Here is a 26394-nt window from a genome sequence, read left to right as displayed (position 1 = left end):
ATTTGAGATGCGCTTACCCTGGTCTTTGGCTAGGAGCGGGCTTTCCTGCCCACCCCACAAGATTGAATAATTTATTTGTTCTGGGAAATCCCTTAGACAGGAAAAGAATGCGCTCACGCTCAATACGGTAGAGTGTGTTTAATTATGAATTAGTAATTATTCGGTCAACCTTATAGCGGTGTGCAGTTGAGTGAGATACAAAAACTTGCCTGAAATGATTTTACAGTAAGGACTTTGGTATTCTCATCCAATCGATAACTGCTATATTCTCTTGCGTAGACGCTAGGCGATCACCCAATTCAAAATGTACACAAAATAATCTATATCTTGTCAAAGCGCCTATGCACATAGTTAGCAACACAACTCCATCATCGGGCTACATCTTAGCACTGGACTTAGGTACGACAGGCAACCGTGCCTTTGTATTTAACGCAGACGGCCAGATTGTTGGACAGGCATACAAAGAACTAACTCAGTATTATCCTCAGCCCGGATGGTTAGAGCATGACCCGCAACAAATCTGGCAAGATACCTGTTGGGTGATGCAAACCGCCATTGGGAATGCCCAGATTACTCCATCCGCGATCGCAGCCTTGGGACTGACTGTACAGCGTGAAACCTGTTTGATTTGGGACAAAACTACTGGTAAACCACTCCAAAGAGCGATCGTCTGGCAAGATCGCCGCACTGCTCCCCTTTGCCATCAGTTACAACAGCAAGGCTACGCTCAAGAAATTTACGATCGCACCGGATTAATTATCGATGCCTACTTTTCTGCTACCAAACTCAGATGGCTATTAGACAATTTTACTGATATTGACCTGAACAATGTCTTGGCAGGAACTATTGATACCTGGGTGCTGTGGAACCTCACAGGTGGGAAAGTCCATGCTACTGACCACAGCAACGCTAGCCGTACAATGTTGATGAATCTCAAAACCTGTGAGTGGGATGACATACTACTGGATCTGTTTCAGATTCCGGCTCATATTTTGCCCCAGATTCAGCCTAGTTTAGGAGTATTTGGAGTTACTGATGCTACTTTGTTGGGCGCTGAAATACCGATCACTGCCATCTTGGGAGATCAACAAGCTGCTCTATTTGGTCATGGCTGCGTAGGCTTAGGCCGTCGTAGACATCGCCCCGGTATGATCAAATGTACTTACGGGACTGGTAGCTTTTTGGTAGCTCACACAGGTAATCAAATTGTGCGGTCGCCGCATCAGCTTATTTCCACGGTGGCATGGACACAAAGGAAGTCAAGGGATAATTTAGATGTAGGCTATGCTCTCGAAGGCAGTATTTTTACTAGTGGCAGTTGTATCCAATGGTTACGCGATCGCCTGAAGCTGATTAAAACTGCTGATGAAACTGAAGCAATGGCCAATCAGGTAAAAGATAATGGCGGAGTATATTTTGTGCCTGCATTTAGTGGATTGGGTGCCCCCTACTGGGATATGAGCGCTAGGGGAGCCTTTTTCGGCATTACCGCCAGTGTAGAACCAGAGCATCTAGTTCGCGCCGTGTTGGAAGCGATCGCTTATCAAGTTCTGGAGGTGGTGCAGGCGATAAATGCATCTAACAGTACTCCAGTTGGGCGATTAACTGTAGATGGTGGTGCTTGCGAGAATAATTTCCTAATGCAGTTTCAGGCTGATGTGCTAGGTATTCCAGTTGAACGTCCGAGAATGCGCGATACGACCGTTCAGGGTGCAGCATTTGCAGCAGGTTTAGCTGTAGGATTTTGGGAGAGCCATGAAGCATTGGTGCAACAACGGCAGATTGAACGTGTGTTTGAGCCAGGGAGCGATAACCGATTATCCAACTTTGCGACTTGGCAAAAGGCAGTGAAACGCACTCTCGCTTGGACGGAGTAGCCTTTCATAGGAATTGGGTCTTATTAGGCGGAATTAACTGAATCCAACCTTGCTCCCGCGAGTTATGTAACTGGATTAATTAATAATGCCCATATCCGTCCTTATCGCCCCAGAACATGAGAGACTTTCGGTAAAAAGTTTTTTTTCTAATACATTGTCCAAAAACGTAGCGGCGGTAGTTGTGGTGTAAACGAGTAGTAACTTATTTCTCTACTGATTTGGTCATGCCATCTGCGATCCGTCTTATCAATGGCGCTACCGCCTCCATGAGTTCGACGTTTACGTTGCTTATTGGAAGTGGACGGAAGTCGAAGTGACAGATCGTCCCAAACATCTTACCGTTTTCATCCAGCAGTGGCACGCCGCAGTAAGCTCGCACCTCTTGCCACTTTGGGTGGCCGCGAAGCCCCTCGTCTTGGAGCGAGTCAGGTATCGTGAACGTGCCGCGTCTGCTACGGACAAAAACACAATATGAGGCCATCACCGGAATGTCCGGCATTAATTCTTCTGTGGGATTATCCTGATCGAAAAAGCAAATGTTATGCAGTGTTTGGTCATCGAACCGATACAGCGATGTGAAGCGATGCTCAGTAAGTCCGTTCAGGAAGATAATCGCAGCACGTACATCTTGGCGGGCGAGAATGGATCTTAGTTCACATAACGAATTTGCAAAGTTAACCATACGTGTGCGTTTTACCTATCCCCGATATAATATAAGCTTTTGTTATCGCTAATCGCCGCAAGCCCGATTCTACCGTGTCCTGATTGATAAGCGTGGCTTAATCAGCACTCTTTTTTACCAGCATAGCAACGAAAGCACAGTTGTCCACCCTATCTGCTGAAAAGATTGTCTATCTTGATGAGTCTGGGATGGATATAGGACATTAAAAAAAAATAGGTTGTTTCAGGCTTTTCTTAATTATCCTTTGATCCTAAATAGACGATGCTGTAGGGGTTTAGCATGCTAAACCCCTACGAAAGATATGGGGTTTCACCTAACACATATTTGGTATTTTTTGTCAATGCGTAAGTCCTAGGATAATCGAGATCAATATGATTATGCTTGGAATGAAACAGGGAGACGTTTCCATGCACTTAAGTCAGGGCGACGTGTTCGCGTAGCGTCTCGTAGAGAGGGACGGGTGAACATGATTGCAGCACTGTGTAACCAAAACTTAATAGCCTCTTTTACTATCGAGGGAGCATGTAACTGAACTGTCTTTGAGACGAGGAAGAGAAACTTCTCTGGTTCCAACACTCGAACCTGGAAAATTTGTAGTAATGGTTAAATAATTCGTAATTCGTAATTCGTAATTCGTAATTAAAGACATTTTCAGACGGGGATTTAAACCCCGACTGAAACTGAGGCTACGTGTATACGTAGGGGTCTTAAACCCTTTTATTTACGATAATGCCACATTCCATAAAAGATTTGGGTCTTGGGAACCACGACTCCTGACAAGAGGAGGGAATGTCAGACCAAAAAAACCACGGAGTAATTGATGGCTATTCCCAATGAATTGGGAGAGCTACGTCCGTCTTACGGCAGGGTAGTTCACTAGATTATCCTCTTCCTCCTATTGAAACAATTCTGAGCTTTTTGATATGGATGGTGAAAGCAGGCTAATTTCATTCAAAAATTAATCAATAAAATAACTCCTACTTTTTCCAGTTTCAAATAGTCACGCTTAGTGACTATCTGAAAGTGGAAAAATCTACGTTCTACTATTTATTTTGCACGTAGGTCATCTTTGAGACTATGGTGTAAATTTAAACACAGTTCCTTGCCCAGAAGCGCCACCAGTAGAGGCGGTACCGTAAAATGCACCATTAGCAAGTTGAATTAGTGTGGACTGCGGAGTTGCCCCATTCGTGCCATTAAAACTAAATAACAAAGTGAGAGTTGCTCCAGTCAACCGATAGATGGCTCCTTTATTATTTGCACCACCTGTAGAAGTTGTGCCATAGAAGTTACCGTCACTTCCTTTTGTGAGTGCAGCTGTGGGGTTAGCTCCATTGGTGCCATTAAAGCTAGCAACTAAAACCGGTGTACCGCCACCGAGCGGAACCTTGAATATAGCTCCTTTATTACTGGCTCCACCTAAGGAAGTCGTGCCATAGATAAATTTAGCAGATTCAATTAATCCAGCCTGGGGACTTTGCCCATTAGCACCAGTAAAGCTATATGAAGTTATTACTCCTGCGGGAGTTAACTTGAACACCACACCTTTATTAGTTGCTCCACCTGCTGAGGCGGTGCCATAGTAGTTTCCGTCACTAGCTAATTGCAACCTTGCTAATGGAGTTGCGCCATTAATACCGTTGAAGTTAACTACAACAGCGGGGACACCACCAGTTAGCGGAATCTTGAATACAGTTCCTTTATTGTTGACTCCACCAGCAGAAGTTATCCCCCACAAGTTGCGATCGCTACCTGAAATCAATCGACCTACTGGTTTGGCTCCATTAGTGCCATTGAAATTCCAAAGATTTGTCAGAGTTGTAAAAGTTGTTTTTTGCAACTTAAACAACGTACCGGAGTTATTTGTACCACCTGTAAAGGTCGCACCATATAGATTGCCATCACTTGCTTGGAATAATCTCGCAACTGGGTTGGTTCCATTGGTTCCAGTGAAGTTAACTAGTGTGGTCAGAGTACTAAAAGTAGCACCAGTTAATTTGAATGCTGTTCCTTTACTTTGCGTACCACCTGTGGAAGTAGTTCCATAAAGATTGCCATCGCTCCCTGAAAGCACACCTGCACTTGGGGCTGCTCCATTAGTACCGTTAAAATTTACAACGGTGGTTAATGTTCCTGCAAAGGCTTGTTGCAAAGGCAATACTACTGGAGACGCCAACACAGCCAGGGAAGTTAAAATCAATACCCTATTCTTGCTTTGACGTTGTTTGCACAGATTCATCTTGTTTACTTAACTCCTACAAAAATTTGCTCAGGCACTTAGCGGTAAATTAAATCGAAGAGCCTACCTTTTTCCCATCCGTGAGACGCACTTACGAACCGGAACTGCTCCGCAAAACGTGGTTTCGTTGTGAGCGTAGTTAGTTATTCGTTTTAATAACGCTCTTCGATTTATTTTTATGAATCTCCCTCAGACTGGATATAGCGATTCTTGTATGGATGCAATACGTTATAGAGCGCAAGACTTTGCACTCCTCAACAGATATGTATTCCAGACAATGGAAAACAGCTATAAAATCCGTTATTTAAACTAGCTTTTAGTGAGAACTCACCAGAAATTTTGGTATAGTCTAGGTCAGGAAGAATTCAGAAATCCTCTGGCTGCCTATACCGCAATGCCTGTATTCACACTTAGGTTAATTGCTGAAAGTTAGATCATTTATGACCTCGTTAAGTAGAATAACATACTCATTATTTTTTAGATGTCGTGGCCAACACAAATTTAGATATCCTCAGGAATACAAAAAAGTTAATTAAACTTTGACCTCTGCGATCGCAAAGCTAGATTACCTCTATTTTTGGCAAAGGTATTGACTTTTAAACCTCATCTAAGTTTATAAGCGTAGTTTTTGCCCTCACCCCAAATCTGGGAGAAGGGGTTGGGGGATGAGGGCAAATCCTTTTGATCACCGAAGAATTACAGGTTTCAAGATAGACGTGGTTTATAATTCATTTACCAAAAGTCAAGTAAGGATTAATCAGTCAAAACATCACTTACATATAAGAAGCGCATGACTACTAAACCGAAGATTTTCATTGATGGGGAATCAGGAACCACAGGCTTACAGATTTTCTCACGCCTCAACCAACGCGATGATATCGAGTTAGTTAGCATTGAGGCATCTAAACATCGGGATGCAACTGAGCGAGCCAAACTAATTAATGCCGTCGATGTGATCATTCTCTGCCTGCCTGATGACGCAGCCCGCGAAGCTGTGAGCTTAGTCAGTACTAATACGGTGAAGATCCTGGATGCTAGTAGCGCTCATCGCACAGCTAAAGACTGGGTATATGGTTTTCCTGAACTAAATCCAGGACAGCGAGAGAAAATCGCCAGCGCCCAGTTTGTCAGCAATCCGGGCTGTTATCCTACAGGATTTTTGGCTTGTATCGGTCCGTTGATTGCTAAGGGACTGCTGAAGAGTAATTTTCCGATCACCGTTAATGCAGTGTCAGGTTACTCTGGTGGCGGAAAGAATCTGATCAAACAATACTATAGCTTCCATGAGCAGCAAGCCGGGGCAGAGTCGCTCTACCCTTATGGCATCTACGGTTTGCAGTTTGGGCATAAGCACGTTAAGGAAATGCATCAGTATTCGGGGTTAGCATCACCGCCCCTGTTCGTACCGGCAGTGGGAGATTTTGAGCAGGGAATGTTGGTACAGGTGCCTTTGCCGCTAGGAATTTTAGATAATCCCCCATCAGGTGAGGTGATTTATCAAGCGATCGCTGACTACTACCAAAGTGAAAAATTTGTCCAGGTTGCTCCATTCCAAGATTCTACTCTACTGAGGGATGGAATATTTCTAGATGCGATGGCAATCAACGGCACCAATATTGTTCAGGTTTTTATATTCGCCAATGACACTACCAAAGAAGTGTTGCTAGTTGCTCGTCTTGACAACTTGGGCAAAGGCGCATCGGGAGCCGCAATCCAAAACCTAAACATCATGCTGGGTTTTCCAGAAGATTTGGGATTGTAATAATACCAGCCTATTACACCATTTTAGTCTGGACAGTAAGACGCGCCTTAATGTGATTGAAATCACACTTTTTTGTTCAGACTCTTGACATATATGATGTTCACAGGTTATAAACATTTCAAGAAAAATAAATCAGTCTGCCTAATCCACTATATTCCCTGAAACCATTTTTGAATAAGGGTAAACCGGAGCGGAGGAACCAAACTAGGGGCGTATCTTGAAGAAAGTTAGGAGTTAATAGTCAGGAGTGAGGAGTTAAGAGTGAGAAGTTAAAAAGTTACTAAATACATAACTCATAACTCATAACTTTCTGAAGAAGGACATCTCTCAGTCCTAGCCCGTCAACTAACTTCGTCGGCATTGAGAGGAGACTAAACGAGCAGCATTCTTACAAGTAATGCCTTGTTCTCGTAATTGTCCTTTGGCTGGTAACTTTGCGGTTCGTTGTGCCTGCCCTCGGCCTTGAGAGAGGATAACAATATCTTGATTTCTGGCGTCTGAGGCAGGATTATTTGCCTAGAGGTGAAAATCAGCTATGTTCCAGAATAAGAAACATCCCATTGCCCTAATTTCTGTTGATGGCGACCCGGCGGTTGAAATTGGTCAAGAAGAAGCTGGGGGTCAAAATGTCTATGTGCGTCAAGTAGGTTATGCCCTAGCCCAGCAAGGTTGGCAAGTGGATATGTTCACTCGTCGTAGTAGTCCTGAACAAGCTGCGATTATCCAACATAGTCCAAACTGTCGTACTATTCGGTTAGAAGCGGGACCAGCTGAGTTTATCGGGCGAGATAACTTGTTCGACTATTTACCTGAATTTATCGAAGAATTCCAACGATTCCAGCAGCAACAAGGGTTCCATTACTCTCTAATTCATACCAACTACTGGTTATCATCTTGGATTGGCATGGAATTGAAAAAGCAGCAACCACTGATTCAGGTGCATACTTACCACTCTTTAGGAGCGGTTAAATACAGAACGATTGGTGATGTTCCCGTAATTGCAGCCCAGCGATTAGCTGTAGAAAAAGCCTGTTTAGAAACTATAGACTGTGTAGTTGCAACCAGTCCGCAAGAACAAAAGCATATGCGAGTACTTGTTTCCAGCCAAGGAAACATTGAAATGATTCCCTGTGGCACCGATACTGACAAGTTTGGGCAAATTCACCGATCTGCGGCGCGGGAAAAGTTGGGAATTGCAGCAGATGCCAAGATGGTTCTTTACGTTGGTCGTTTTGACCAACGCAAAGGAATTGAAACCTTAGTACGAGCCATTGCCAAGTCTAGTTTCAGGGGTGAAGCTAACCTCCAGCTAGTCATTGGGGGTGGTAGCCGTCCAGGTCAGAGTGATGGAATTGAACGCCATCGCATTGCCAGCATCGTTACTGAACTGGGATTAGAAAATTGTACAACCTTTCCCGGTCGCTTAGATGAAATTGTCCTCCCCTTCTACTACGCCGCCGCCGATGTCTGCGTAGTCCCTAGTCACTACGAACCTTTTGGTTTAGTTGCTATTGAGGCAATGGCGAGTCAGACTCCAGTTGTAGCTAGTGATGTTGGCGGGTTACAGTTTACTGTTGTACCAGAAGTAACGGGCTTACTTGCGCCCCCCAAAGATGAAGTAGCTTTTGCTGCTGCCATAGACCGTATTCTCATCAATCCAGCTTGGCGAAACCAGTTAGGTGAAGCGGCTCGACAACGGACAGAAATTGCGTTTAGTTGGTATAGTGTAGCATTTCGACTGACTCAACTTTACACTCGTTTGCTGGCTGAAACTGCACCCAATACCCGACCCCGAATTGCAGTTTAATTTTTACAGCTTTGAGCGCGGAACTAATCAGGTATTCCACCTTAAATTGACATAATTAGGGCGGGCATCTTGCCCATCCTACAATATTTTAATTGAATTTAGATATATAAACATAGAAAAGATAATATAGATATTCTCTAGAAAATTTCTGTATATTATGAAAGCAAACGCCCACAACAGAGAATTATCCTCACTTGCTGACGGTGGATATCCTTATTTTGAAAGGTGCTTGTTAATGCACAAATTTACACTTTGATGATTTATGCACCCAGAAACGCAAGAACTTATTAGTCGCCTTAGAAATTATACAGAGAATCGTCAGCCGTTTGTCTGGAATACAGAGAATAGGGGAGAACTGAATTGCTGGAATTTATTATTGTCAGAAGGCTTTGTTCAAACTTCTGATTTAAAACATCGAAAGGGATAGCACGTCGGGGGATGCCAACAGACCCAAAAGAGTATCCTCGATATAAGTATGCCCCTTCTCGGCGTGAGCGTAAAGGTGATTCCTGGAGTCCTTATTTGCACAATGTCCTCAAAGGAAGCGATCGCAATCGAACTTGCCTTAAAAGCAGGAAAGATGTTTGATGACGATCCTTACTATTTTAAAGTTAAGTATGATGGAGGTTCATCGGAAAAACCTGTTACCCAATTCATGCGTAACAATTTCCAACAAATTCAACGATATATGTTTTGCTTTTGGGATGTTGGATATGGGTACAAGTTTGGTCTTACTGAACATGGAGATTGGGTTGGGTTGAAGTATTCGAGTTACATGGACTATAACCCTTGACATTGATTCCAATTAAGATTATCGGTGCAATTCTCCGTGTCTAAACGAGGAGAATCTATTTACGATCAAAACTGTGGGGAAACGCACCGGATGGGGATTAGCCTAGAGGAGGAGGGCTTGTCGTCAGACATCGCTCAGTCTATTGTGGTAGAAAAACATGGTAGAGCGATCGCAATTAACTCAAACTGACGCCAGGGTACTGAGTATAATATCAATTATATCAGTAAATCGACCCAAGCACTGCTCGATTTGTGCCTAATAAAACTTGTACAATTGTCAAAGCGGTTTTACTGCTAGAGTACTTCTCAGGTGTAAAATTTATCGACAGCAAAATTTTTCTACTTTGTGTTTTTCCATCCTTCACTTGTGGCTAAAATGCCCCAAGTTAGGCGCTCATATCTTGCAATAGATAACTTTTACCCTTATGACTGGAGAGCAAAATCTTGGGAATAGAGCTACGCAGTTTCGTATTTCTCGACAGCCTGCAACCTCAACATGCAGCATATATGGGAACAGTAGCTCAAGGCTTCTTACCATTACCAGGGGATACATCATTGTGGATTGAAATCTCTCCTGGTATCGAAATTAATAAGATTACGGATGTAGCCCTGAAAGCTGCCTCTGTCCGTCCCGGAGTGCAGGTAGTTGAAAGACTGTACGGACTATTGGAAGTTCATTCTAGCTCCCAAGGCGAAACGCGAGCTGCTGGTCAAGCCATTTTGGCCTTACTGGGAGTCCGAAGAGAGGAATGTCTCAAACCGCGTGTTGTTTCTAGCCAAATTATCCGCAACATCGATGCTTACCAAACACAACTTATTAATCGCACCCGCCGGGGACAGCTACTACTAGCAGGGCAAACGCTGTATGTATTAGAAGTGGAGCCTGCTGCTTATGCCGCACTGGCGGCGAATGAAGCGGAGAAAGCGGCGGCGATTAACATTCTTGAGGTTCAAGCTGTAGGCAGCTTTGGACGGCTTTACTTAGGTGGAAAAGAGCAAGATATTCTCGCAGGTGCGGCGGGAGCGTTAACGGCGATTGAAAGTGTAGCAGGTCGGGCAAATCCTCTGGGTGGGCGTCAGGAGTAAAGGAGAGAAAATGGCAAATCGAGAGCATCTAGCTTTACTCAAAGCAGGTGCAGTTATATGGATTGAGTGGAGAAAGAAAAATCCTCAGATTGAACCAGACCTCAGCGCCGCAAACCTGCAAGGGGATAACCTCAGAGGCGCAAACCTCCAGGGGGTAAACTTGAGCAAGGTGGATTTGGCTAATGCTTTACTGGTGCGAGCAAACCTCAGTGGTGCTGACCTCAGTAGTGCCAACCTCTACAAAGCCTTCCTCGTTGAAGCTAACCTGAGTGATGCTAACTTGAGTGTTGCTAAGTTGAGTGGTGCTATACTTACGCAGGCAGATTTGAGTCATGCCAATTTGATTGGAGCTGACTTGAGTGAGGCGAATCTTAGAGGCGCTGCGATCGCTCATGCTAATCTAATTGGAACTGACTTAAGAGGTGCCAACTTGAGAGATGCCGATTTAGGAGCAGCGAAGTTAATACGGACTAATCTCTCTTTTGCCAACCTCACTGAAGCTAACTTGATTGCGGCTGACCTCAGCGAAGCAACTTTATACGAGGCGGAAATGTTGGGGGCTTATCTTTATGAAACTGACCTTTACAAAGCTAATCTCAACAAAGCTCACCTGACTGGTGCTTATCTGCTGCGGGCTAACCTAAGTGAAGCTAATTTGAGTCAAGCTGATTTGAGTTGGACTAACCTTAGAGGCGCGAATTTGGCAGGGGCGAATCTCAGAGGAGCTAACCTTAGAGGAGCTGACCTTAGGTTAGCTCACCTCAACGGCGTAAATCTTCAGGAGGCAATTATGCCTGACGCTTCAAGGCACGATTAGTTACCCTGAAAAAGTAATTGACGTTTAGCTAGTCGCCGGAAGCCCCGCGCTCTATCGCTTCGATCAGCGACGGGATGGATAGGCGGGCAGCGACGATTATATCTCCGATGTATGAGGAGTTGCCATTAGATTGATTGGTTAGGAGACAAATAAATCTCCCTAGAAATGCTATAATAGTTGTATGCTTAACCTCACATACAGCTACCGAATTTATCCAGACACCAATGCCGAAAGTATTATGCTTAATTGGCTGGAGCAATCGCGCCGTGTCTACAACTATGCGTTGAATGAACGAAGGGACTGGATAAAATCGCGTAAGTGTGCGGTTAATGCTTGTAGTCTTAAGTCGGAATACATCATCAGTGCCGATACTCCTTACCCAAATTACTACTGGTACTCCAAGTCAGTGATGGGAGAATGTCACTACTTAAAGCAAGCATATAGCTAGGACTTACGCATTGACAATAAATAGTAAATATGTATAAGTGAAAAGCCACATCTTTCGTAGGGGTTTAGCATTGCTAAACCCCTACAATATGGTCTATTTACGATCAAACGATAATTAATAAAAGCCTAAAACAACCTATTTTTGTTAATACACATCATGATGAATTTGTACAATGCATAAGTCCTAATAGGGTTTCCTAACGGGACTTAAACATTTTTCGGGGAGAAACAAGCCTCAAACCCATGCAGGGTAAGGGAAATACACCAAATGCTCAAAAATGGCTCAAACCCAGATATATCAATCAACCAAGCAAAACGATGTCAAAGTCTCTCTGTATATAGATTGGAGGCTTTTTTCTGGGTGTTTTTTGTCTAAGTCCCACTAATCAGATGAGGTGAATCATAGCCCCCTCCTCGCAGGCGGGGAGGGGGTTGGGGTGGGGTTCTTGTACCTTACAAGAGACCAGAACCGCTATATAAAATTTATGTAAAGCTTAAGTGTTATTAACCTCCAAAACGCTCTTGATAATCTATAACTTTAACTTATCTATTTTAAAATGTATTTCTTTAATATAAAAGTATTTTTTTTACAAACAAAAATTGATATTGAAACTTAACTTAACGAGAATACCGTATTAAGCTGAAAAATATTGTCACCCTTACTAAAAAAAACAGTAAGCTTGAAAAAAAAACTTCATTAAAATTTACAATACTTTATAATGCTAGCAAAAATCACAAACTTTACATTTTGAAGATTTAGTAAAGAAGTTGATGTAAGCTTGTACTTCATGATAATTAAATAATTACAGGTCAGTTGAAAATGAAAAAATACGGGGAAAATAATTAAAATAAATGAATTTTGACCCAATTACTTAGCATTTGCATAATCAACTAACCAAATCGATAATTAATATTTTCTAAGTAATATTGATATTAATTAGGTTAATAAAGGCAACTGTATTTAAACTTAGAGTTTTAAGTAATTCACATTTCACTTATAAATAGTTCTTTGACTGAAGGCTCGCCTTAGCGAACAAGAGACTATTTATCAGCTAGTACCCATTGCTTATTTCACCCCGTAATCTCTGAAATTTTTTCCCTGATCAACAGGACTTACACAAACAATAGCCGCAAAGAATGATTTTCGTCTTAGGGGCAATACCCTGCGGTCAGCCTTCGTCTACATGAATTGCCCCTGAGCGCGTGTAGTTTTGCGTAAGTCGTGATTAAGAAGATTTCCCAACAAAATCATCTGACTATTTTATGAAGAAAATAATGAATAGCACTAAATCATCCAACCAAGTTCAACGCAGATTTATCCCTAAGTTCGCTCTAAAAAGGTGTTTTTTGACTGCCAAAACGCTGTTATTTACAATGGTTCTATTAAATCATGGCACTACTGGAGTAAATGCTGCACCTCAAGCCCTGCGTCCTGATATTAAGATTCGCAATATTATCAATACCTTATCGGTTTCTCCTTCTGTTCGGATTGCAAAAGATCCACGAAACAATACCCTCTATTACCTCAAACTAAATGGTGAGATTTATCGAGTCAATTTAGGCTCTTCTACTAGTACACTTGTGTACAACTCTACTAATCATAATGTAGGTGAAACTCAAGGTATGGCCATTGGTCCTAACGGTACAATTTATTTGGTTGGCAATGTAGACCTTGTGAATAACCAGACCAAAGGAATTATTGTTAAAGGCGTAATTAATTCGGGTACAGGACAACGTATCTGGTCTATTTTAGCTCAGAGTGCAGGCTATCCCAAAAGCAAAACAGCCTATGACCATCGCTTCAACGGCGTGATTGTTAGTCTGGATGGTAACTTTATCTATGTAAATAGCGGTTCTCGTACCGATCATGGTGAGGTTCAGTCTGTTAATGGTCTATATCCCAATACTCGTGAAGTAGGATTAACTGCCTGTATACTCCGTCTTCCTACTAATGGCAAAAATCTCTTGCTTGCAAACAATCGAGCAACCTTAAAGGCAGCTGGCTATATTTTTGCAGAAGGAACACGTAATACTTTCGATATGGCTTTTGCACCCAATGGGGATTTATTTGGCACAGAAAATGGCCCCGATCGGGATATGTCAGATGAATTAAATTGGCTACGTCTAGGTGGTAATTACGGCTTCCCCTGGAGGATTGGTGGGACAGACAATCCCCAACAATTCCCCAATTATAATCCTGCCAAGGACTTGTTGTTAAACCCCAAATTTGGCGCAGTCACAAAAGGCTACTATCGTAACGATCCAACCTTTCCTATTCGGCCCAATGTAAACTTAATTGAACCAATTCCTAATTTTGGGCCGGACGCAGACAATTACCGCGATCCTCTAGATGGCAAAGTCAAAGATGCCAGTGTTCTGGGGCAAAGTGTCAGCAGTTTTACAGCACACCGTTCTCCTTTGGGCTTAGTTTTTGATACACAAGGAGTAATGAGTCCAGAATTCAAAAGAGATGGATTCATGTTGAGTTTTACAATAGGCGACCCCACTGGCGAAACATTACCAGGTCCTTTTAAAGATGCCGGCCAAGACCTACTGCATTTAAAGTTAACTAAAGTAGGAACTAGCAGCTATAAACTTAATGCTACGCGCATTGTCGAAGGTTTTAGTAATCCCATTGATGATGAGATTATCGGCAATAAGATTTATGTTCTGGAATATGGTGGAAATCAAGGAATTTGGGAAATCTCTATGCCCACTAAGTAAATGATCTGCAAACTTTAAAGTAGTACTTTAAAACTAATTTGCCATATCGTGGTGATGATTCGTCCCGATCAATTAGATGATTTAGAAGATGCCGTTCAGCTGTGGTATCGAACTTGGCATGAAACATTTTCTCATATTAAACATCCACAGCCATATTCCTTATGGAAAGCTTGATTTCGTGATGACCTCAAAGATAGGGAGGATCTCAGTGAAAGCAAATATACCAGATGAGAAACAAGACTGTTGTTTCCTCTCCTTGGTAAGGAGAGGGATGGGGTGAGGTTTGACAAGGATTTTTACGAAAGTGAGATGCTCGCCAATCGTCAGTCCCCAGTAACCAGATATTTGCTATGAACGACTGGTAGAGGCGGTTGGGTACTGATGTCCTAAGATGGGATGAGGTGTGTAAGGTTCTTCAAGGAATTTGCGCTCTTCATCGGAAAGCTTGAAATCCACAGCTTCCACTGCTTCTTTGAGATGCTCTATCTTGCTAGCACCAACAATTGGAGCCGTCACACCCGGTTGATGCAACAACCAAGCTAGGGCGATTTGTGTTGGTTTAACACCGCGTTTTTGGGCTAATTCTACGACGCGATCGACTATTTGGAAATCTGAATCTTGATAGTAGAGATTGTGAGCAAATTCATCGGTTTTAGCCCGTAGTGTCTCGCCATAGCTTTCCTTGCTGCGATTCCCCGCCAGAAAACCCCGCGCTAAGGGACTCCAAGGAATAATCCCAATTCCTTGATCTAGAGATAAGGGTATCACCTCTCTCTCTTCTTCTCGATAAACCAAGTTGTAATGGTTTTGAATAGATACAAAGCGAGTCCAGCCGTGTTTGTCAGCCGTGTAAAGAGCTTTGGCGAACTGCCATGCGTAAACACTTGAGATTCCCAAGTAACGAACTTTACCTGATTTGACTACATCATGGAGCGCCTCTAGGGTTTCCTCAATTGGTGTCTCGTAGTCCCAACGGTGAATTTGATACAAATCGACGTAATCTGTTTGTAAACGCCGTAATGAGGCATCAATGCTGTCAAAAATATGTTTGCGAGACAGTCCGCGATCATTGGGACCATCACCGATTTTACTAAAGACTTTGGTAGCAATGACGACCTGATCTCTTTTTGCAAAATCCTTAAGTGCCCGTCCCAAAATTTCTTCGCTGGCACCTAAAGAGTAAACATCGGCGGTGTCAAAGAAGTTTATCCCCAATTCCAAAGCTAGTTGAATAAACGGGCGACTCTCTTCTTCTTCCAGCACCCATTCTCGCAATTTCCGAGAACCATAGGTCATAGTACCCAGAGCCAGGCGTGATACTTTCAGTCCACTTTTTCCCAAATTTACGTATGTCGTCATACTGTTTGCTCTACTTTTTGATAACGTTGTGAAAGTTTTAATGCAAGTTGAAAAGCTCGATGTGCTTCATTAATGTGTCCTAGCTGGCTTTAAGTATTAGCTAATTCTCTCTGAATCACGGGAATATTACCACGGGCAGCATTGCGCTTTTCTAAGACATTCAAGGGTTTGTGATACTGCCGATCGCGAATCAGTGCATCAAGATAAATTTGCTCAAATAAATCTCGTTGAGCATCTGCTTGCATGAGATGTTCTCCACTGGCAAAAAATAATCCAAAAATCTAGTCATGAGTGAGTAAATGAGTAGCTAAAAGCTACAAGGCAACTTTGCACCAGACACGGGACAGCCACCTCCAGAGAAACAGGCTAATCTCACCGGATTTGGAATGAAATTTGCGATCGCTCTACTGGAAGGTAACTTGCACACGAGGTGATTCTCCTGAAAGTCATGTAGGTATTTAGTGCTGGTATGATGCCTTGATCACATGGCTGTTAGACTTCTGTAGTTGTAATCAGTCTGATAGGATATTGCCGGAGTTAAAGCACAGCTAAAACACCGCTTACTTCCACTCAAACTATAAAATACTGTAATTCTATCGATTTACCGTATTTTATAGATATTAAATCAGACTTTCTCACAACTGGTGATGAAAATCAAGAGGTTTTTACAATAAACTTACCAAGAGCGTGAAAGCCCTGGAGAAATTACGGCAGTGCAAGATGGGGAGTGGGGGGAGAAATTTTCATGCCCTCGTTGTGGGCGGAGGGTCCGTGAGAGTCTAGCTTGAAAAGACCTTGTTTTTTGCTGCTAGCTGTGTGATACTTTCGTTTAATTTAGAAAATAACATAAATATCTTACAAAAGGCAAAAAGTGATGAGATTCAAGAGATTTAGAACGTGGGGTTTCTTGATTGGATTAGCACTATTGACGTTTGTATTTGTAGCTTGTGCTTCTGGTAATCAAACTGCTTCACAAGCACCAGAAAAAGTAACAATTGCCTATCAACCTGGAATTAATTACGCTAATCTACTTATCGTCAAGCAGCAGCAAATTTTAGAAAAACAATTTCCCAAGACACAATTTGAATGGAAAGAATTATCGAATGGTGGATCTATTAGGGATGGAATTATCGCTAATCAAATACAAGTTGGTGCAGGTGGTCCTGGGTCATTTTTCGTAGGTTGGGATAAAGGTGTGGGCTGGAAAATATTAGCTTCACTTAACTATAGTGAGTTTTGGCTAATAACGAAAAACCCCAATATTAAAAGTCTCAAAGATTTCAAGCCAGGAATGAAAATTGGTTTACCATCTCTAGATGGGGTACAGGCAATTGTACTGCGGAAGGTGGCACAAAAAGACTTAGGAAATCCCACAGCACTTGATCAAAACCTGCAAGTGATTGCTCACCCTCTAGGGTTGCAGTCTCTGTTAACCGGTCAAATTGATGCACATTTTACAACGCCACCTTTTGAATTTCAGGAAGTTGAAAAAGGTGGTAGGGTAATTATTAAAAGCTCTGATATTTTTGGTAAGACTAGCATAGCAAGTGTATTTACGACTGAAAAATTCTACAATCAATATCCTGAGGTTGGTAAAGCTTTGTATACCGCAATTGCAGATGCTACTAAACTCGTGAATGAAAAACCTGATGAAGCGGCGAAAATTCTCTCAGAAATAGATGGTGCGAAAATCTCACAGGAGCAATATAAAAAGTGGCTCACGAATAAAGCGGTGGCATACGGGATTGAGCCAAGAGCCTTCCTCAAATGTGGAGCATTTATGCATGAAATCGGGATGTTAAACAAGCAGCCCAAATCAATTGATGAATTGATTTTACCACCGCTTAGAGGTGCTGGGGGAGATTAAAATAATTCGTAATTCGTAATTAAGTTTTGTAACGGGGATTTAGCGCAAAGTCAAGCCAGTGCGTTGGCGTTGCGGGGGGCTTAAACCCACATAATTGGTTAAATTCATGGTTAATTTAGAATCGTTAATAGTAGCAAAAAATGTACACATTAGCTACAGCGAAGGTAAGAATAAATTTACGGCTGTGGAAGATATTAGCTTTGCTGTCAAACCAGGAGAAAAGTTTGTAATTATTGGGCCATCGGGTTGTGGAAAGAGTACGCTGTTAAAGGCGATCGCTGGTTTTCAGTCTATCAGTAGCGGAGAATTACTGATGGCAGGTAAACGCATCTCTGTTCCCAGTCCAGATAGGATGGTTGTCTTTCAGGATTTTGAACAACTCCTACCTTGGCAGACTGTGGTGGAAAACGTTGTTTATGCCCTTGAGACTACAGGCAAAGCTGCTGGGAAAGCTGCCATTGCTGAAGCAGTAAGATATCTCGACTTGGTGGGAGTCTCAGCAGCTGCTAATAAGTATCCCCATCAGTTATCAGGAGGGATGAAACAACGGGTAGCAATCGCCCGCGCTTTGGCTGTAAAACCTCAAGTTCTCCTGATGGATGAGCCTTTTGGCGCTTTGGATGCGCTGACACGGACTCAACTGCAATACGAACTCAATACTATTTGGCAGAATACAGGGTTGACAATCATTTTAATCACCCATTCCATACAAGAAGCTGTTTACCTGGGACATCGAGTTTTAGTGATGACACCAGTACCTGGAACTGTCAAAGAAATTGTTGATACCGCAGAGATTAATGAGATCAACACTAATAAGTTTGTCGAAGTTGCTGCCTATTTAGAAAGTTTACTCAGCAATGATTCCCGTCGTGAGGCTTTTCGAGTATGAAATTTGTGACTCGAACAACAGCAAATTCCCATAAATTTGAGAAATTATATGCTGATCTCCAAGCCAGTAGTACTTTCAGGCGCGGAGTAATTTTTTGTGGTCTATTGATTTTTTGGCAATTGTATGTATCGGTTTCCCAAGTTCCCGCCTTACTAATTCCTGGGCCAATAGCAGTCCTAGAAGTACTGTGGCAAGATTTATTGAGTCAAAAACTTCTGCAAGCAACACTTAGCACTTTGTCGGTATTATGTACTGGTATGGTCTTGGGTGTGATTGTGGGTACGACTTTAGCAGCTTTCGCCAAAGTTTCTCGTTTTGGTCAAGATTTGCTAATTGTGCTGAGTTCGATGCTAAATCCCTTACCTGCGATCGCTATTTTACCCCTAGTGATAATTTGGTTTGGGTTCACTTCTGTTTCGATTATCGTAGTTACTGCCCATGCTACAACTTGGCCTATTGCCCTGAATACAGAAATGGGACTCAGTACCATCAATCCAACGGTTCTAATGGTGGGGAAAAACCTGGGTCTAGATGGTTTTAGACTGATTCGAGAAATTATGCTCCCTGCTGCATTGCCTTACATCTTAACAGGCTTGAGAACTGCTTGGGCTTTTGGTTGGCGCACCGTGATTGCATCTGAGTTAGTGTTTGGTTCAGGGGGTGCTACTAGCGGTTTGGGATGGCAGATTAATAACAGTCGCTACTTCCTGCAAACCGATCGCGTATTTGCCGGATTAGTGGTGATTGCAATTTTGGGTTTAGCTGTCGATTATATTTTTCGATTAATTGAAATCAGAACAGTGCAAAAATGGGGTATGAAACGTAGTTAAACTATCACCCAACAAGGCAAATTAACTCATCCCCCAGCTTGAAGGCAGGGGATTTCGAGTCATTAGTCATTAGTACCAATGACTAATGACTAAATCGGCGGGCGGCTATTCTGGACACTCTTTGAAGGGATAGCATTCCCGCCAATTTTCGTTAATATAAACATTCTCTTTCAATTTCTCCAAAAAGCATTGCTTAATTCTCCAGTCATGTCAAAATTTAAGTTTTACCTGGAAATAGTTGTAACTTGTGCTTTCGCTAAAGCCAATGCTTGATGAGCATTTTTAAACTTTGTTTCATCTGTAAATTTATCACCAAAACACTTTAAATAAGCTTCCAGATATCGAATACGTAAGTGTGGATTAGCCGGATTATCAAGAAAGGGGAGGTCAGCTTCAACCATAAACCGGATAGCCAACAAGGGGATAGGGCTACGAAGTGGACGAAAGTTTGGGTTGTGCAGACCAGGACTTTCATTAAGTTCATGAAATTCTCCTATCATTAGTCCTGACTCAACAAACAAAGGTTTAAGTTTTTGTTGGACACTATCTATTAGTTTAGAAGCTTCTTCTATATGGATATCAGGAAAGATAAGTAAAAAAGCTTTATTGATTGCTAATTCCTGCTCTTTAACTTCCATCCTCAGAAAGATATCTCGGTAGTCTCCAACAATCTGTTCTAGTTGTTCTGGATACAAATCTTTTGCGCGAATAACTGCCAGACGAATACTGTTTGACTTGAGAGAGTGAGGTACAAAAGGGCAAACTACCCCGGGTCTTCCCAAGTTAGGATGAGGCTTTCCTAAAAAATTTTTTACCCACTCCATAATTTCAATTAAGTAAGGAAGGTTTTCGTGTTGGTGGAGTTGTTCGATTTCACGAGTTGTATAGAGTTGCATGAGCTTGAAAGGATGTTTGAAAATATTATGTGACTGAAACTAATTATTCTCTAAGTAAACAAAACAAGCCTTGATTTTTTGATTTTTGGTTTAGGGATTGACAAATAAAAAAATACTCAACTACTTTTTATGGGGTGGGTATCTCGCCCGCCCCTAGTCAAAGGCGGGCAGGACTTCGGCGTGAGCGCTACTTCTCTACGAGAGGCTGCGCCAACGACAACGCTACTTCTCTACGAGAGGCTGCGCCAACGACGTCGCTCAGTACAAGTCAGTATAAGTCAGTCGAACGCTGCCCACCCCACAATATTGGATAATTTATTTGTTGTCAGTCCCTTATCTGTGGCTTGTAGCAGATAAAAATGCTCTAGTATTTTCCTGAACTTAAATAAATTTAGCCCAACAAATACACAAGCTTATTTTCGTAGCAAGCAACTTGTCTTCATTGTATTTTTGACATTTTAGATACAATATGTGTGTATGTATTATCCAGCAAATGCTCTTACTTTTTTTACACATAAACTTTATAATATTTTTATTGAAAATATTATAAAGTTTATGTGTAAATAGTTATTTTAAATATAAAAATTTAGTATTGTTTTAACAGCAAATATGAGTTGAATATCAAGTTAGGGTAATTCTATATAATTAAACTTTATATAGGACTTACGCAAAACTACACGCGGTAGGGGCAATACCCTGCGGTCAGCTAAAGCCACATGAATTACCCCTACCTAAAAATCATTCTTTTCAGCTATTGTTTGCGTAAGTCCTGATATAAAGGGAAGGGAAGGAGAAGTTCTGATGCCTGTCTTGAAAAGTTTAGAGCCTCGGAAACTGAGGCTCCAAGTTTTCGCTGTGGCGGGCTGCGCCAACGAATCATTGAGCGTCAAAACCGACACTCAGACAACTCTGGACAAGGCACTCGCTCCCTGATAAAATTGGATATTTTTTAATTGTCAGTCCCTTATTTCTCAACAAATTCTTTCACCACTGCCATAGCATCAGGAGGAATCTGTGTAATTAGGCGAAATGGAAATGCGGCAGTCGAAGCAAATTGGGCATAATCTGATGTCAGAAAGATAGCGTAGTTTTTAGCTTCTGGAGTCATCTGTGCAGCAAAGGCCAAAGCTATAGCTTTAACATACTTGCGAACATCAGCTGCTTGTTCACCCACAACTTCACCACCACTAATGGGTGTATTCGGTTGTCCTATCTGATCCAAAGTGGTACTGGGGTCTTTTACACTCAGATGAGTACCCCCAACTATACTAACTAGCCATTTTGGGGATGGGATTTTTTCAAATCCCACAATCTGTTCAGTTAAAGCTGGGGTGGTTTTATCTGCGGAACTTGCTAACACTAGGGTAGGAACTTGCACCTTCGTTAACCCAGTTTCGCCAAACATCAGAGAAGTTGTCGGATTGAGAGCGATCGCCTGTTTGATTCTAATATCCCGTAGTTGATAGCTATTTTCTGGTAGTTCTTGAGCGATGCACTGCATAACTTCTCCCTCACTGAAGCTAGTCAAGTTCTTTTTACAGCGTTGTTTGAGTCGTTGTAGTTGTAACTCCCCCCCAGCAACTTCTAAAGCTGTACCACCACCAAAAGAATGGCCAATGACCATCGCGTTCCTGGTTGCAAGTTTCCCTTGCAGGGGATGATTAGCCGTTTGGTTGAGCTTTTCTAATTCGTCGAGGACAAAACTAATATCTTGAGGGCGATCCAAAAACTCCTGAGGCTTCATAACTCTGGTTTTGCCTTGTAATGCTGAGTTAGTATTTGCCTGGTTACTACCGGGATGTTCTAAAGCTGCTACTACATAACCGTGCGATGCTAAGTGTTCTGCCAGGTAACGCAAGTCCGTGCGGACTGACGCAAAGCCGTGAGAAAGGACAATTACGGGTTTATTGACAGTTGCAGCAGTTGACCAATAAATATCAACTGGAATTTGGCGATGACGCTTTTGGTCATTCAGGCTTAATTTGAGTATTTTTACTTGAGCGTTTCCTGGTTGGCTGGGATCAAAAGGGAAAGCAATCTGCGGTGTTTTGGGGTAGATTTGAGGAGCGATCGCCAGCATAAATTGTTGGGTACGCCAAAAAGCTGTATTCACACTCCCTGCAACTATAAAAGCCTGTGGCAAATCGATCTCTAAGCGTTTACTCGGATAAGCAGCGATAAAACTCAGTATAGAAAGACCTGTTGGGGCAGTAGAGCCTAATACCAATCCTGCTCTCAGTGCTTGTACCCCAGCTTTGTCCTTTCGGACTAAGGCCGTAGCGAAGTCATTGAGAATGCTTGTACCAATTTGAGTATTAACTAACTTATTAACAGTGACAACATTTATCGGTACATTCATGGCCAACGCCCCCAAGAGGAAGCGGCGTTGTTCTTCAGATAATCCTTTAGTGTAAGACTGCAAACTCCCAGACAATTCCCCAGTTTTTGCAGCCTTTTGCAACTCAGCAAGAGAGATGGATTCTGTAAATAAACCCAAACGCACAACAACTGTGTCGGCTGCGATCGCTGAACTATTTACCCCAAACTGTGTAAGTGTGATGCCTACGGCAAGGGCTTTGCCCAACGCGCCAAAGATACCTGCAACTGTCTTACAGCTATTTTCAGGTAAATAGACCACGCGGTAGGGGCACAGCATTGCTGTGCCCCTACGACAGATGTGGTTCAAATAGATGAAAACTGTCTTAAGATTTCCCCAACTTCTTCCCATAAATATTTATACCAAGTGTTACTTACGTAAATATAACGGATATTTGTGTGTTTTACTACTGATTAATTGCCTAGAAATCAAAGCAGATTTTTTCTTGAACTTGATGGCGATGTCTACGATGTTTACTGAGCTTGCCGTACCACTTCGTGGAAGCAAGCTACGCGCAGCGTCTCGTAAAGAAGTACGGGCTGTGACGCTCGTTGCGCGGCATCGTCTCCCCTTGGGAGAAGACTCGCTTTCCGTGGTGCCCTGATCTGTTCAAAATATCTGCTGATGTGAACAAAGATCATCAAAAGCAAGGAATTGTAGAATTCATCACAGCTAAAAATTTGAGCATAAATCAGTGTTAATAGCCACAAAAGCCTAATTGTTTCTCAGCTAGGTTTAAGACTGTAACGAAGCTTTAAAACCGGGTAAGCGATGCCTGCGGCGGTAAACTACACATCTACAATCTGCAATTTTTCTGGGCTGATATCTTGACTACAATTTTTTTTGACAGGGAAGTTTAACCGACTGCTTAATGTTTTGTCTTTGGCCTTTAGAACGTATTGCAGAGCGATAGTCTTACTGCTGTAGCTGCATTATCATTACTCATCAAATTCTACCAGCCGCTTCAACAATTTTTTTTGGCTTTATGCGTCGCAGACTCCGCTATATTTTAATTTTGCTGCTCTCCCTGAGTATTATTACACTGTGGTGGCCTGTGAATGATTCTGATTGCAATTTCGAGACTTTTCTCGCATCAAAAACTCCAAAATTCCAAGTACATGCTACTAAGGTTATTGTTCAGCCGTGGCGTGGTCGTCACCATGTATATGGAATTTTTATGATTCCTGATGAATACAAACAAGCTCCATTTTTTGTGTTAACAGTTCAAGGTGCTGGTAGTTATTGTTCAAAACAATTTGGTTATAAACAAAACTTTGATGATATCTTTGCTGAACCAGGAACTTATCTGGTAAAGAAGCCTATTAGAACTCGAAAAACTCTGCGGCTCATTCTCCAAGGTTTGTACTTTCAGGTCAATGAGAAAAATAATTGGACGTTGACTTTCCCTGAATCAAAAGCTAGTGAACATAATTTGTAATTATAGCCCCATGCCTAGTTTGTGTAGCATTCCATAGGTAAATAAGTATCAATTTCGCTTGTTTTTTGGGGGACAGTTACTATCAATGTCTGGGGTATTTATGACCCATAAGCCCAATCGCGTACCACAACAATTTTGAACTGACGTTCTTGGGGCAAAATGTAATCCAGTGAACCGTAGCGTTGCAAAGCCCACTCCCGCAAGTCTTGAATGGCACGAGCAAATATCTGATCAGGAATACTCCAAGCTGCACTTTGGATTTTGTTTTCTTGGTTTTCTAGCAATTTACCCACAGTATCTTCAACTCGCCATTGAGCAGCGATTTCGGTGGACAAAGTAGCACCTTGTGCTTGCAACTCTGTTAACACCTCTTCTTCAGTCGCACCGTAGCACGGTAAAGGATGATTGTAGCCATCTAATATAGCTCTCCAACGCTCAGTAAATTCCCGTCTCTGTGAATTGACATCCTCATCACCGCTAACAGAGGTAGCCTGACCGTGAGTGTAGAGCAAAATACCACCAGGTTTGAGAACGCGACGGATTTCTGCTAAAGCTTGCTTCCAAGCAGAAATCAAGTGAAACACATGAACCGTTAGAACCACATCGAAGGAATTATCATCAAACGGTAAAGCAGTAGCATCTCCTTTGATTGCTGTTAATCGGTGGGACACACCCTCTAATTTTTGGTGCAGTTCAGCCAACATCTTTTCTGAAACATCTACACCAGTGTATGAATAACCTCTTCTAGCAATTGGAACAGCAATTCTACCAGTGCCGATACCCGTTTCATAGAATTTAGTCTCTGCTGTTGGTGAAACTAGATTGAGGATAAAGTCCGTCACTTGCTCAGAAACCCCTGGTGGAAATCCCCTTGTCGCATCGTAAATATCAGACACTCGGTCAAAAGAAATTGTGCTAGTCATATCGGTTCTTAATGTATGGAAAAGTGATTCGTAGTAGTACAGCTACCCAAAAGCAAGCTACGTAATTATAATTCTCAAAAATTTAGAATTACTTGTGCCAACTATGGCTAAATTCAAATGAAAAATGCAGTATATTATTAGAACTACTATAAACGTATCGGTAAACCGTAGTTTATAATCCAAATCTAGAGTATCATGCAAAATCATCCCAAATCAAGTTGTATTCAATTCTAATGGGATGTTAAATAATTCGTAATTCGTAATGACGCTCGATGACTCGCTAACGCTTCGCTAACGTAATTCGTAATTAAAGACATTTTCAGACGGGGATTTAAACCCCGACTGAAACTGATCGGAGGCGGAGTGGCTCCGACTCCGCGCTACGTGTATACGTAGGGGTCTTAAACCCTTTTATTTACGATAAAACGAGAAACTTGTAAGCTTTCGCTACTTGCAATATCATTAAATCTCTATATCTTATTAATGAAGCGTTTAAGCATCAGCTTCGTAGTTGAGTTTCCAAAACCTCGTTTTTCTCTAACAAGGCAGTAGTAGTATTTATTATAATCTGTGCTGCTCCTGTGAAAAACGATCGCTCGATAGTCGTTGGAACATCGCTAGGTTTATGATAGTGGGGAGTACGTAAATTTGCGGTATCTGTCACCAGCACAGCACCCACGCCCTGATACCAAAATGGCGCATGATCACTGCGTAGGGTGTCTGGTGTAAGTAAACCTTTAAAAGGAATTGGTACTGTTAGGACTGCTGGCATTGATTCCTGTTTATTCAGGGCAGTTGAGGCGAGCATCTGTGAGTTTTGAAAGGCATTCAGTAAAGGCAAATGTTCTGTATCACCGACTACTGCCAAAAAGTCGCCCTTGTCGCTAGGTGGGGTAACAGGCAACCCCGCAGGGTATTTTTGACACCCAGAAGTGTAACAAGCATAACCCACCATATCCATAACGATCGCTCCGCCCAAGTTTTGCAAGCGTGCTGTCTTGCTAACGAAAGCCCGACTACCCAAAAGTCCTGCTTCCTCTTTGTCAAAAAAAGCTAGCTGTAACGTCCGTGGTGTGGGACGAGAACCGAGTAACCGCGCGACTTCCAGCACCACAGCTATACCACTGGCGTTATCATCAGCACCAAAGGATAAGGCAACAGTATCATAATGCGCTCCTACGAGAATTGCTTTAGCGGCTTTATTAGTTCCTGGGCGTTCGGCAAAAATATTTACACCTTCAGAGAACTTTTCCAATTTGGGCTTCCAGCCTAATTTTCTCAGTTCAGTTGTGATGTAAGTACGAGTAAGCGATCGCTCTTTTGTTGTGTAGCGCTGAAAATTCAACTTTTGAATATGGTTTAACAGCTTGTCAGCAGAGACTTGCGGCGCACTGTCAACTTTCTTTAACTCTGCCTGTGGTTGCCGTGTTTTCACTGGTATACTCTCAACAATTGCTGGTAACGAACGCTGTTGAAAAAACGTGCTACCTCTGCTACCCACCACGGCAATTGCCATCAGTACCAACAGCATCAGCCAAATCCATTTTTTCATCCAAATTATCCAATCTTCTAGGGTGGGCCG

Annotated in this window: 24 protein-coding genes and 1 riboswitch; of the genes, 16 read left to right on the top strand and 8 right to left on the bottom strand. The window is 42.3% G+C overall.

Features of this window, described 5'->3' with window-relative positions; genetic code table 11:
* The first annotated feature begins 341 nt into the window (after nucleotides 1–341).
* Nucleotides 342–1877, top strand: coding sequence for a glycerol kinase GlpK (glpK, locus tag ACYTXL_RS15400; protein ID WP_461925489.1), 1536 nt, complete (start codon nucleotides 342–344; stop codon nucleotides 1875–1877).
* Between the two features lie 202 nt (nucleotides 1878–2079).
* On the opposite strand, the gene ACYTXL_RS15395 is transcribed toward glpK, so the two are convergent.
* Both ACYTXL_RS15395 and ACYTXL_RS15390 read right to left on the bottom strand, forming a co-directional pair.
* The gene (locus ACYTXL_RS15395; protein WP_461925488.1) at nucleotides 2080–2559 is read right to left on the bottom strand and encodes a GAF domain-containing protein; all 480 of its coding nucleotides are present in this window, start codon (nucleotides 2557–2559) and stop codon (nucleotides 2080–2082) included.
* 1075 nt (nucleotides 2560–3634) lie between these two features.
* Nucleotides 3635–4798, bottom strand: a complete 1164-nt coding sequence (locus ACYTXL_RS15390; RefSeq protein WP_461925487.1) for a choice-of-anchor tandem repeat GloVer-containing protein — start codon at nucleotides 4796–4798, stop codon at nucleotides 3635–3637.
* Between the two features lie 790 nt (nucleotides 4799–5588).
* Between ACYTXL_RS15390 and argC the strand changes: the two genes are divergently transcribed.
* The 8 genes from argC (at nucleotide 5589) to ACYTXL_RS15350 (ending at nucleotide 14233) form a co-directional block, all read left to right on the top strand.
* The gene (argC, locus tag ACYTXL_RS15385) at nucleotides 5589–6560 is read left to right on the top strand and encodes an N-acetyl-gamma-glutamyl-phosphate reductase (RefSeq protein WP_461925486.1); all 972 of its coding nucleotides are present in this window, start codon (nucleotides 5589–5591) and stop codon (nucleotides 6558–6560) included.
* 146 nt (nucleotides 6561–6706) lie between these two features.
* Nucleotides 6707–6935, top strand: a riboswitch (cyclic di-AMP (ydaO/yuaA leader).
* A gap of 160 nt (nucleotides 6936–7095) precedes the next feature.
* Complete coding sequence (locus ACYTXL_RS15380; protein ID WP_461925485.1) at nucleotides 7096–8367, top strand: glycosyltransferase; 1272 nt, start codon at nucleotides 7096–7098, stop codon at nucleotides 8365–8367.
* Nucleotides 8368–8896: 529 nt separating this feature from the next.
* Nucleotides 8897–9160, top strand: coding sequence for a hypothetical protein (locus tag ACYTXL_RS15375; RefSeq protein ID WP_461925484.1), 264 nt, complete (start codon nucleotides 8897–8899; stop codon nucleotides 9158–9160).
* A 36-nt stretch (nucleotides 9161–9196) separates the two neighbouring features.
* Nucleotides 9197–9349 carry a hypothetical protein gene (locus ACYTXL_RS15370; RefSeq protein ID WP_461925483.1) on the top strand — a complete coding sequence of 51 codons (153 nt, stop codon included), beginning with the start codon at nucleotides 9197–9199 and terminating at the stop codon, nucleotides 9347–9349.
* 254 nt (nucleotides 9350–9603) lie between these two features.
* On the top strand, nucleotides 9604–10245 hold the full coding sequence (locus ACYTXL_RS15365) for a hypothetical protein (protein WP_334910993.1): 642 nt from the start codon (nucleotides 9604–9606) through the stop codon (nucleotides 10243–10245).
* Between the two features lie 10 nt (nucleotides 10246–10255).
* The gene (locus tag ACYTXL_RS15360; RefSeq protein ID WP_461925482.1) at nucleotides 10256–11062 is read left to right on the top strand and encodes a pentapeptide repeat-containing protein; all 807 of its coding nucleotides are present in this window, start codon (nucleotides 10256–10258) and stop codon (nucleotides 11060–11062) included.
* Nucleotides 11063–11243: 181 nt separating this feature from the next.
* Nucleotides 11244–11510: a helix-turn-helix domain-containing protein gene (locus ACYTXL_RS15355; RefSeq protein ID WP_461925481.1), complete on the top strand. Its 267-nt coding sequence runs from the start codon at nucleotides 11244–11246 to the stop codon at nucleotides 11508–11510.
* Between the two features lie 1373 nt (nucleotides 11511–12883).
* Complete coding sequence (locus ACYTXL_RS15350; RefSeq protein WP_461925480.1) at nucleotides 12884–14233, top strand: PQQ-dependent sugar dehydrogenase; 1350 nt, start codon at nucleotides 12884–12886, stop codon at nucleotides 14231–14233.
* A gap of 348 nt (nucleotides 14234–14581) precedes the next feature.
* Here ACYTXL_RS15350 and ACYTXL_RS15345 read toward each other — a convergent pair whose 3' ends face one another.
* Both ACYTXL_RS15345 and ACYTXL_RS15340 read right to left on the bottom strand, forming a co-directional pair.
* Nucleotides 14582–15592 carry an aldo/keto reductase gene (locus tag ACYTXL_RS15345; RefSeq protein WP_461925479.1) on the bottom strand — a complete coding sequence of 337 codons (1011 nt, stop codon included), beginning with the start codon at nucleotides 15590–15592 and terminating at the stop codon, nucleotides 14582–14584.
* Nucleotides 15593–15681: 89 nt separating this feature from the next.
* A complete protein-coding gene (locus ACYTXL_RS15340) occupies nucleotides 15682–15837 on the bottom strand; it encodes a hypothetical protein (RefSeq protein ID WP_461925478.1) in 156 nt (51 codons plus the stop codon).
* A gap of 680 nt (nucleotides 15838–16517) precedes the next feature.
* Between ACYTXL_RS15340 and ACYTXL_RS15335 the strand changes: the two genes are divergently transcribed.
* From ACYTXL_RS15335 to ACYTXL_RS15325, 3 genes are all read left to right on the top strand, one after another.
* The gene (locus ACYTXL_RS15335; protein ID WP_461925477.1) at nucleotides 16518–17459 is read left to right on the top strand and encodes an ABC transporter substrate-binding protein; all 942 of its coding nucleotides are present in this window, start codon (nucleotides 16518–16520) and stop codon (nucleotides 17457–17459) included.
* A gap of 106 nt (nucleotides 17460–17565) precedes the next feature.
* A complete protein-coding gene (locus tag ACYTXL_RS15330; RefSeq protein ID WP_461925476.1) occupies nucleotides 17566–18348 on the top strand; it encodes an ABC transporter ATP-binding protein in 783 nt (260 codons plus the stop codon).
* Nucleotides 18349–18353: 5 nt separating this feature from the next.
* Nucleotides 18354–19178, top strand: a complete 825-nt coding sequence (locus ACYTXL_RS15325) for an ABC transporter permease (RefSeq protein WP_461925475.1) — start codon at nucleotides 18354–18356, stop codon at nucleotides 19176–19178.
* A gap of 224 nt (nucleotides 19179–19402) precedes the next feature.
* On the opposite strand, the gene ACYTXL_RS15320 is transcribed toward ACYTXL_RS15325, so the two are convergent.
* The gene (locus ACYTXL_RS15320; protein WP_461925474.1) at nucleotides 19403–20074 is read right to left on the bottom strand and encodes a DUF6875 domain-containing protein; all 672 of its coding nucleotides are present in this window, start codon (nucleotides 20072–20074) and stop codon (nucleotides 19403–19405) included.
* 129 nt (nucleotides 20075–20203) lie between these two features.
* Between ACYTXL_RS15320 and ACYTXL_RS15315 the strand changes: the two genes are divergently transcribed.
* Together ACYTXL_RS15315 and ACYTXL_RS15310 are read left to right on the top strand one after the other, a co-directional pair.
* Nucleotides 20204–20431, top strand: a complete 228-nt coding sequence (locus tag ACYTXL_RS15315; RefSeq protein ID WP_461925473.1) for a hypothetical protein — start codon at nucleotides 20204–20206, stop codon at nucleotides 20429–20431.
* Nucleotides 20432–20875: 444 nt separating this feature from the next.
* A complete protein-coding gene (locus ACYTXL_RS15310) occupies nucleotides 20876–21007 on the top strand; it encodes a hypothetical protein (protein ID WP_461925472.1) in 132 nt (43 codons plus the stop codon).
* Nucleotides 21008–21038: 31 nt separating this feature from the next.
* Here the strand turns inward: ACYTXL_RS15310 and ACYTXL_RS15305 are convergent, their stop codons facing one another.
* Nucleotides 21039–22730 (bottom strand): alpha/beta hydrolase, encoded by a 1692-nt coding sequence (locus ACYTXL_RS15305; RefSeq protein WP_461925471.1) that lies wholly within the window; start codon nucleotides 22728–22730, stop codon nucleotides 21039–21041.
* Between the two features lie 34 nt (nucleotides 22731–22764).
* On the opposite strand from ACYTXL_RS15305, the gene ACYTXL_RS15300 reads away from it, so the two are divergent.
* Together ACYTXL_RS15300 and ACYTXL_RS15295 are read left to right on the top strand one after the other, a co-directional pair.
* The gene (locus ACYTXL_RS15300; RefSeq protein WP_461925470.1) at nucleotides 22765–23055 is read left to right on the top strand and encodes a hypothetical protein; all 291 of its coding nucleotides are present in this window, start codon (nucleotides 22765–22767) and stop codon (nucleotides 23053–23055) included.
* A 381-nt stretch (nucleotides 23056–23436) separates the two neighbouring features.
* Nucleotides 23437–23889, top strand: coding sequence for a hypothetical protein (locus tag ACYTXL_RS15295; RefSeq protein WP_461925469.1), 453 nt, complete (start codon nucleotides 23437–23439; stop codon nucleotides 23887–23889).
* Between the two features lie 98 nt (nucleotides 23890–23987).
* Here the strand turns inward: ACYTXL_RS15295 and ACYTXL_RS15290 are convergent, their stop codons facing one another.
* Both ACYTXL_RS15290 and ACYTXL_RS15285 read right to left on the bottom strand, forming a co-directional pair.
* A complete protein-coding gene (locus ACYTXL_RS15290) occupies nucleotides 23988–24812 on the bottom strand; it encodes a class I SAM-dependent methyltransferase (protein ID WP_461925468.1) in 825 nt (274 codons plus the stop codon).
* 499 nt (nucleotides 24813–25311) lie between these two features.
* The gene (locus tag ACYTXL_RS15285; RefSeq protein ID WP_461922594.1) at nucleotides 25312–26364 is read right to left on the bottom strand and encodes a M28 family peptidase; all 1053 of its coding nucleotides are present in this window, start codon (nucleotides 26362–26364) and stop codon (nucleotides 25312–25314) included.
* Between the last annotated feature and the right edge of the window lie 30 nt (nucleotides 26365–26394).

Source organism: Nostoc sp. (genome assembly GCF_054880495.1).
The sequence above is the reverse complement of the archived record's forward strand: the minus strand, read 5'-3'. Positions and strand labels throughout refer to the sequence as shown.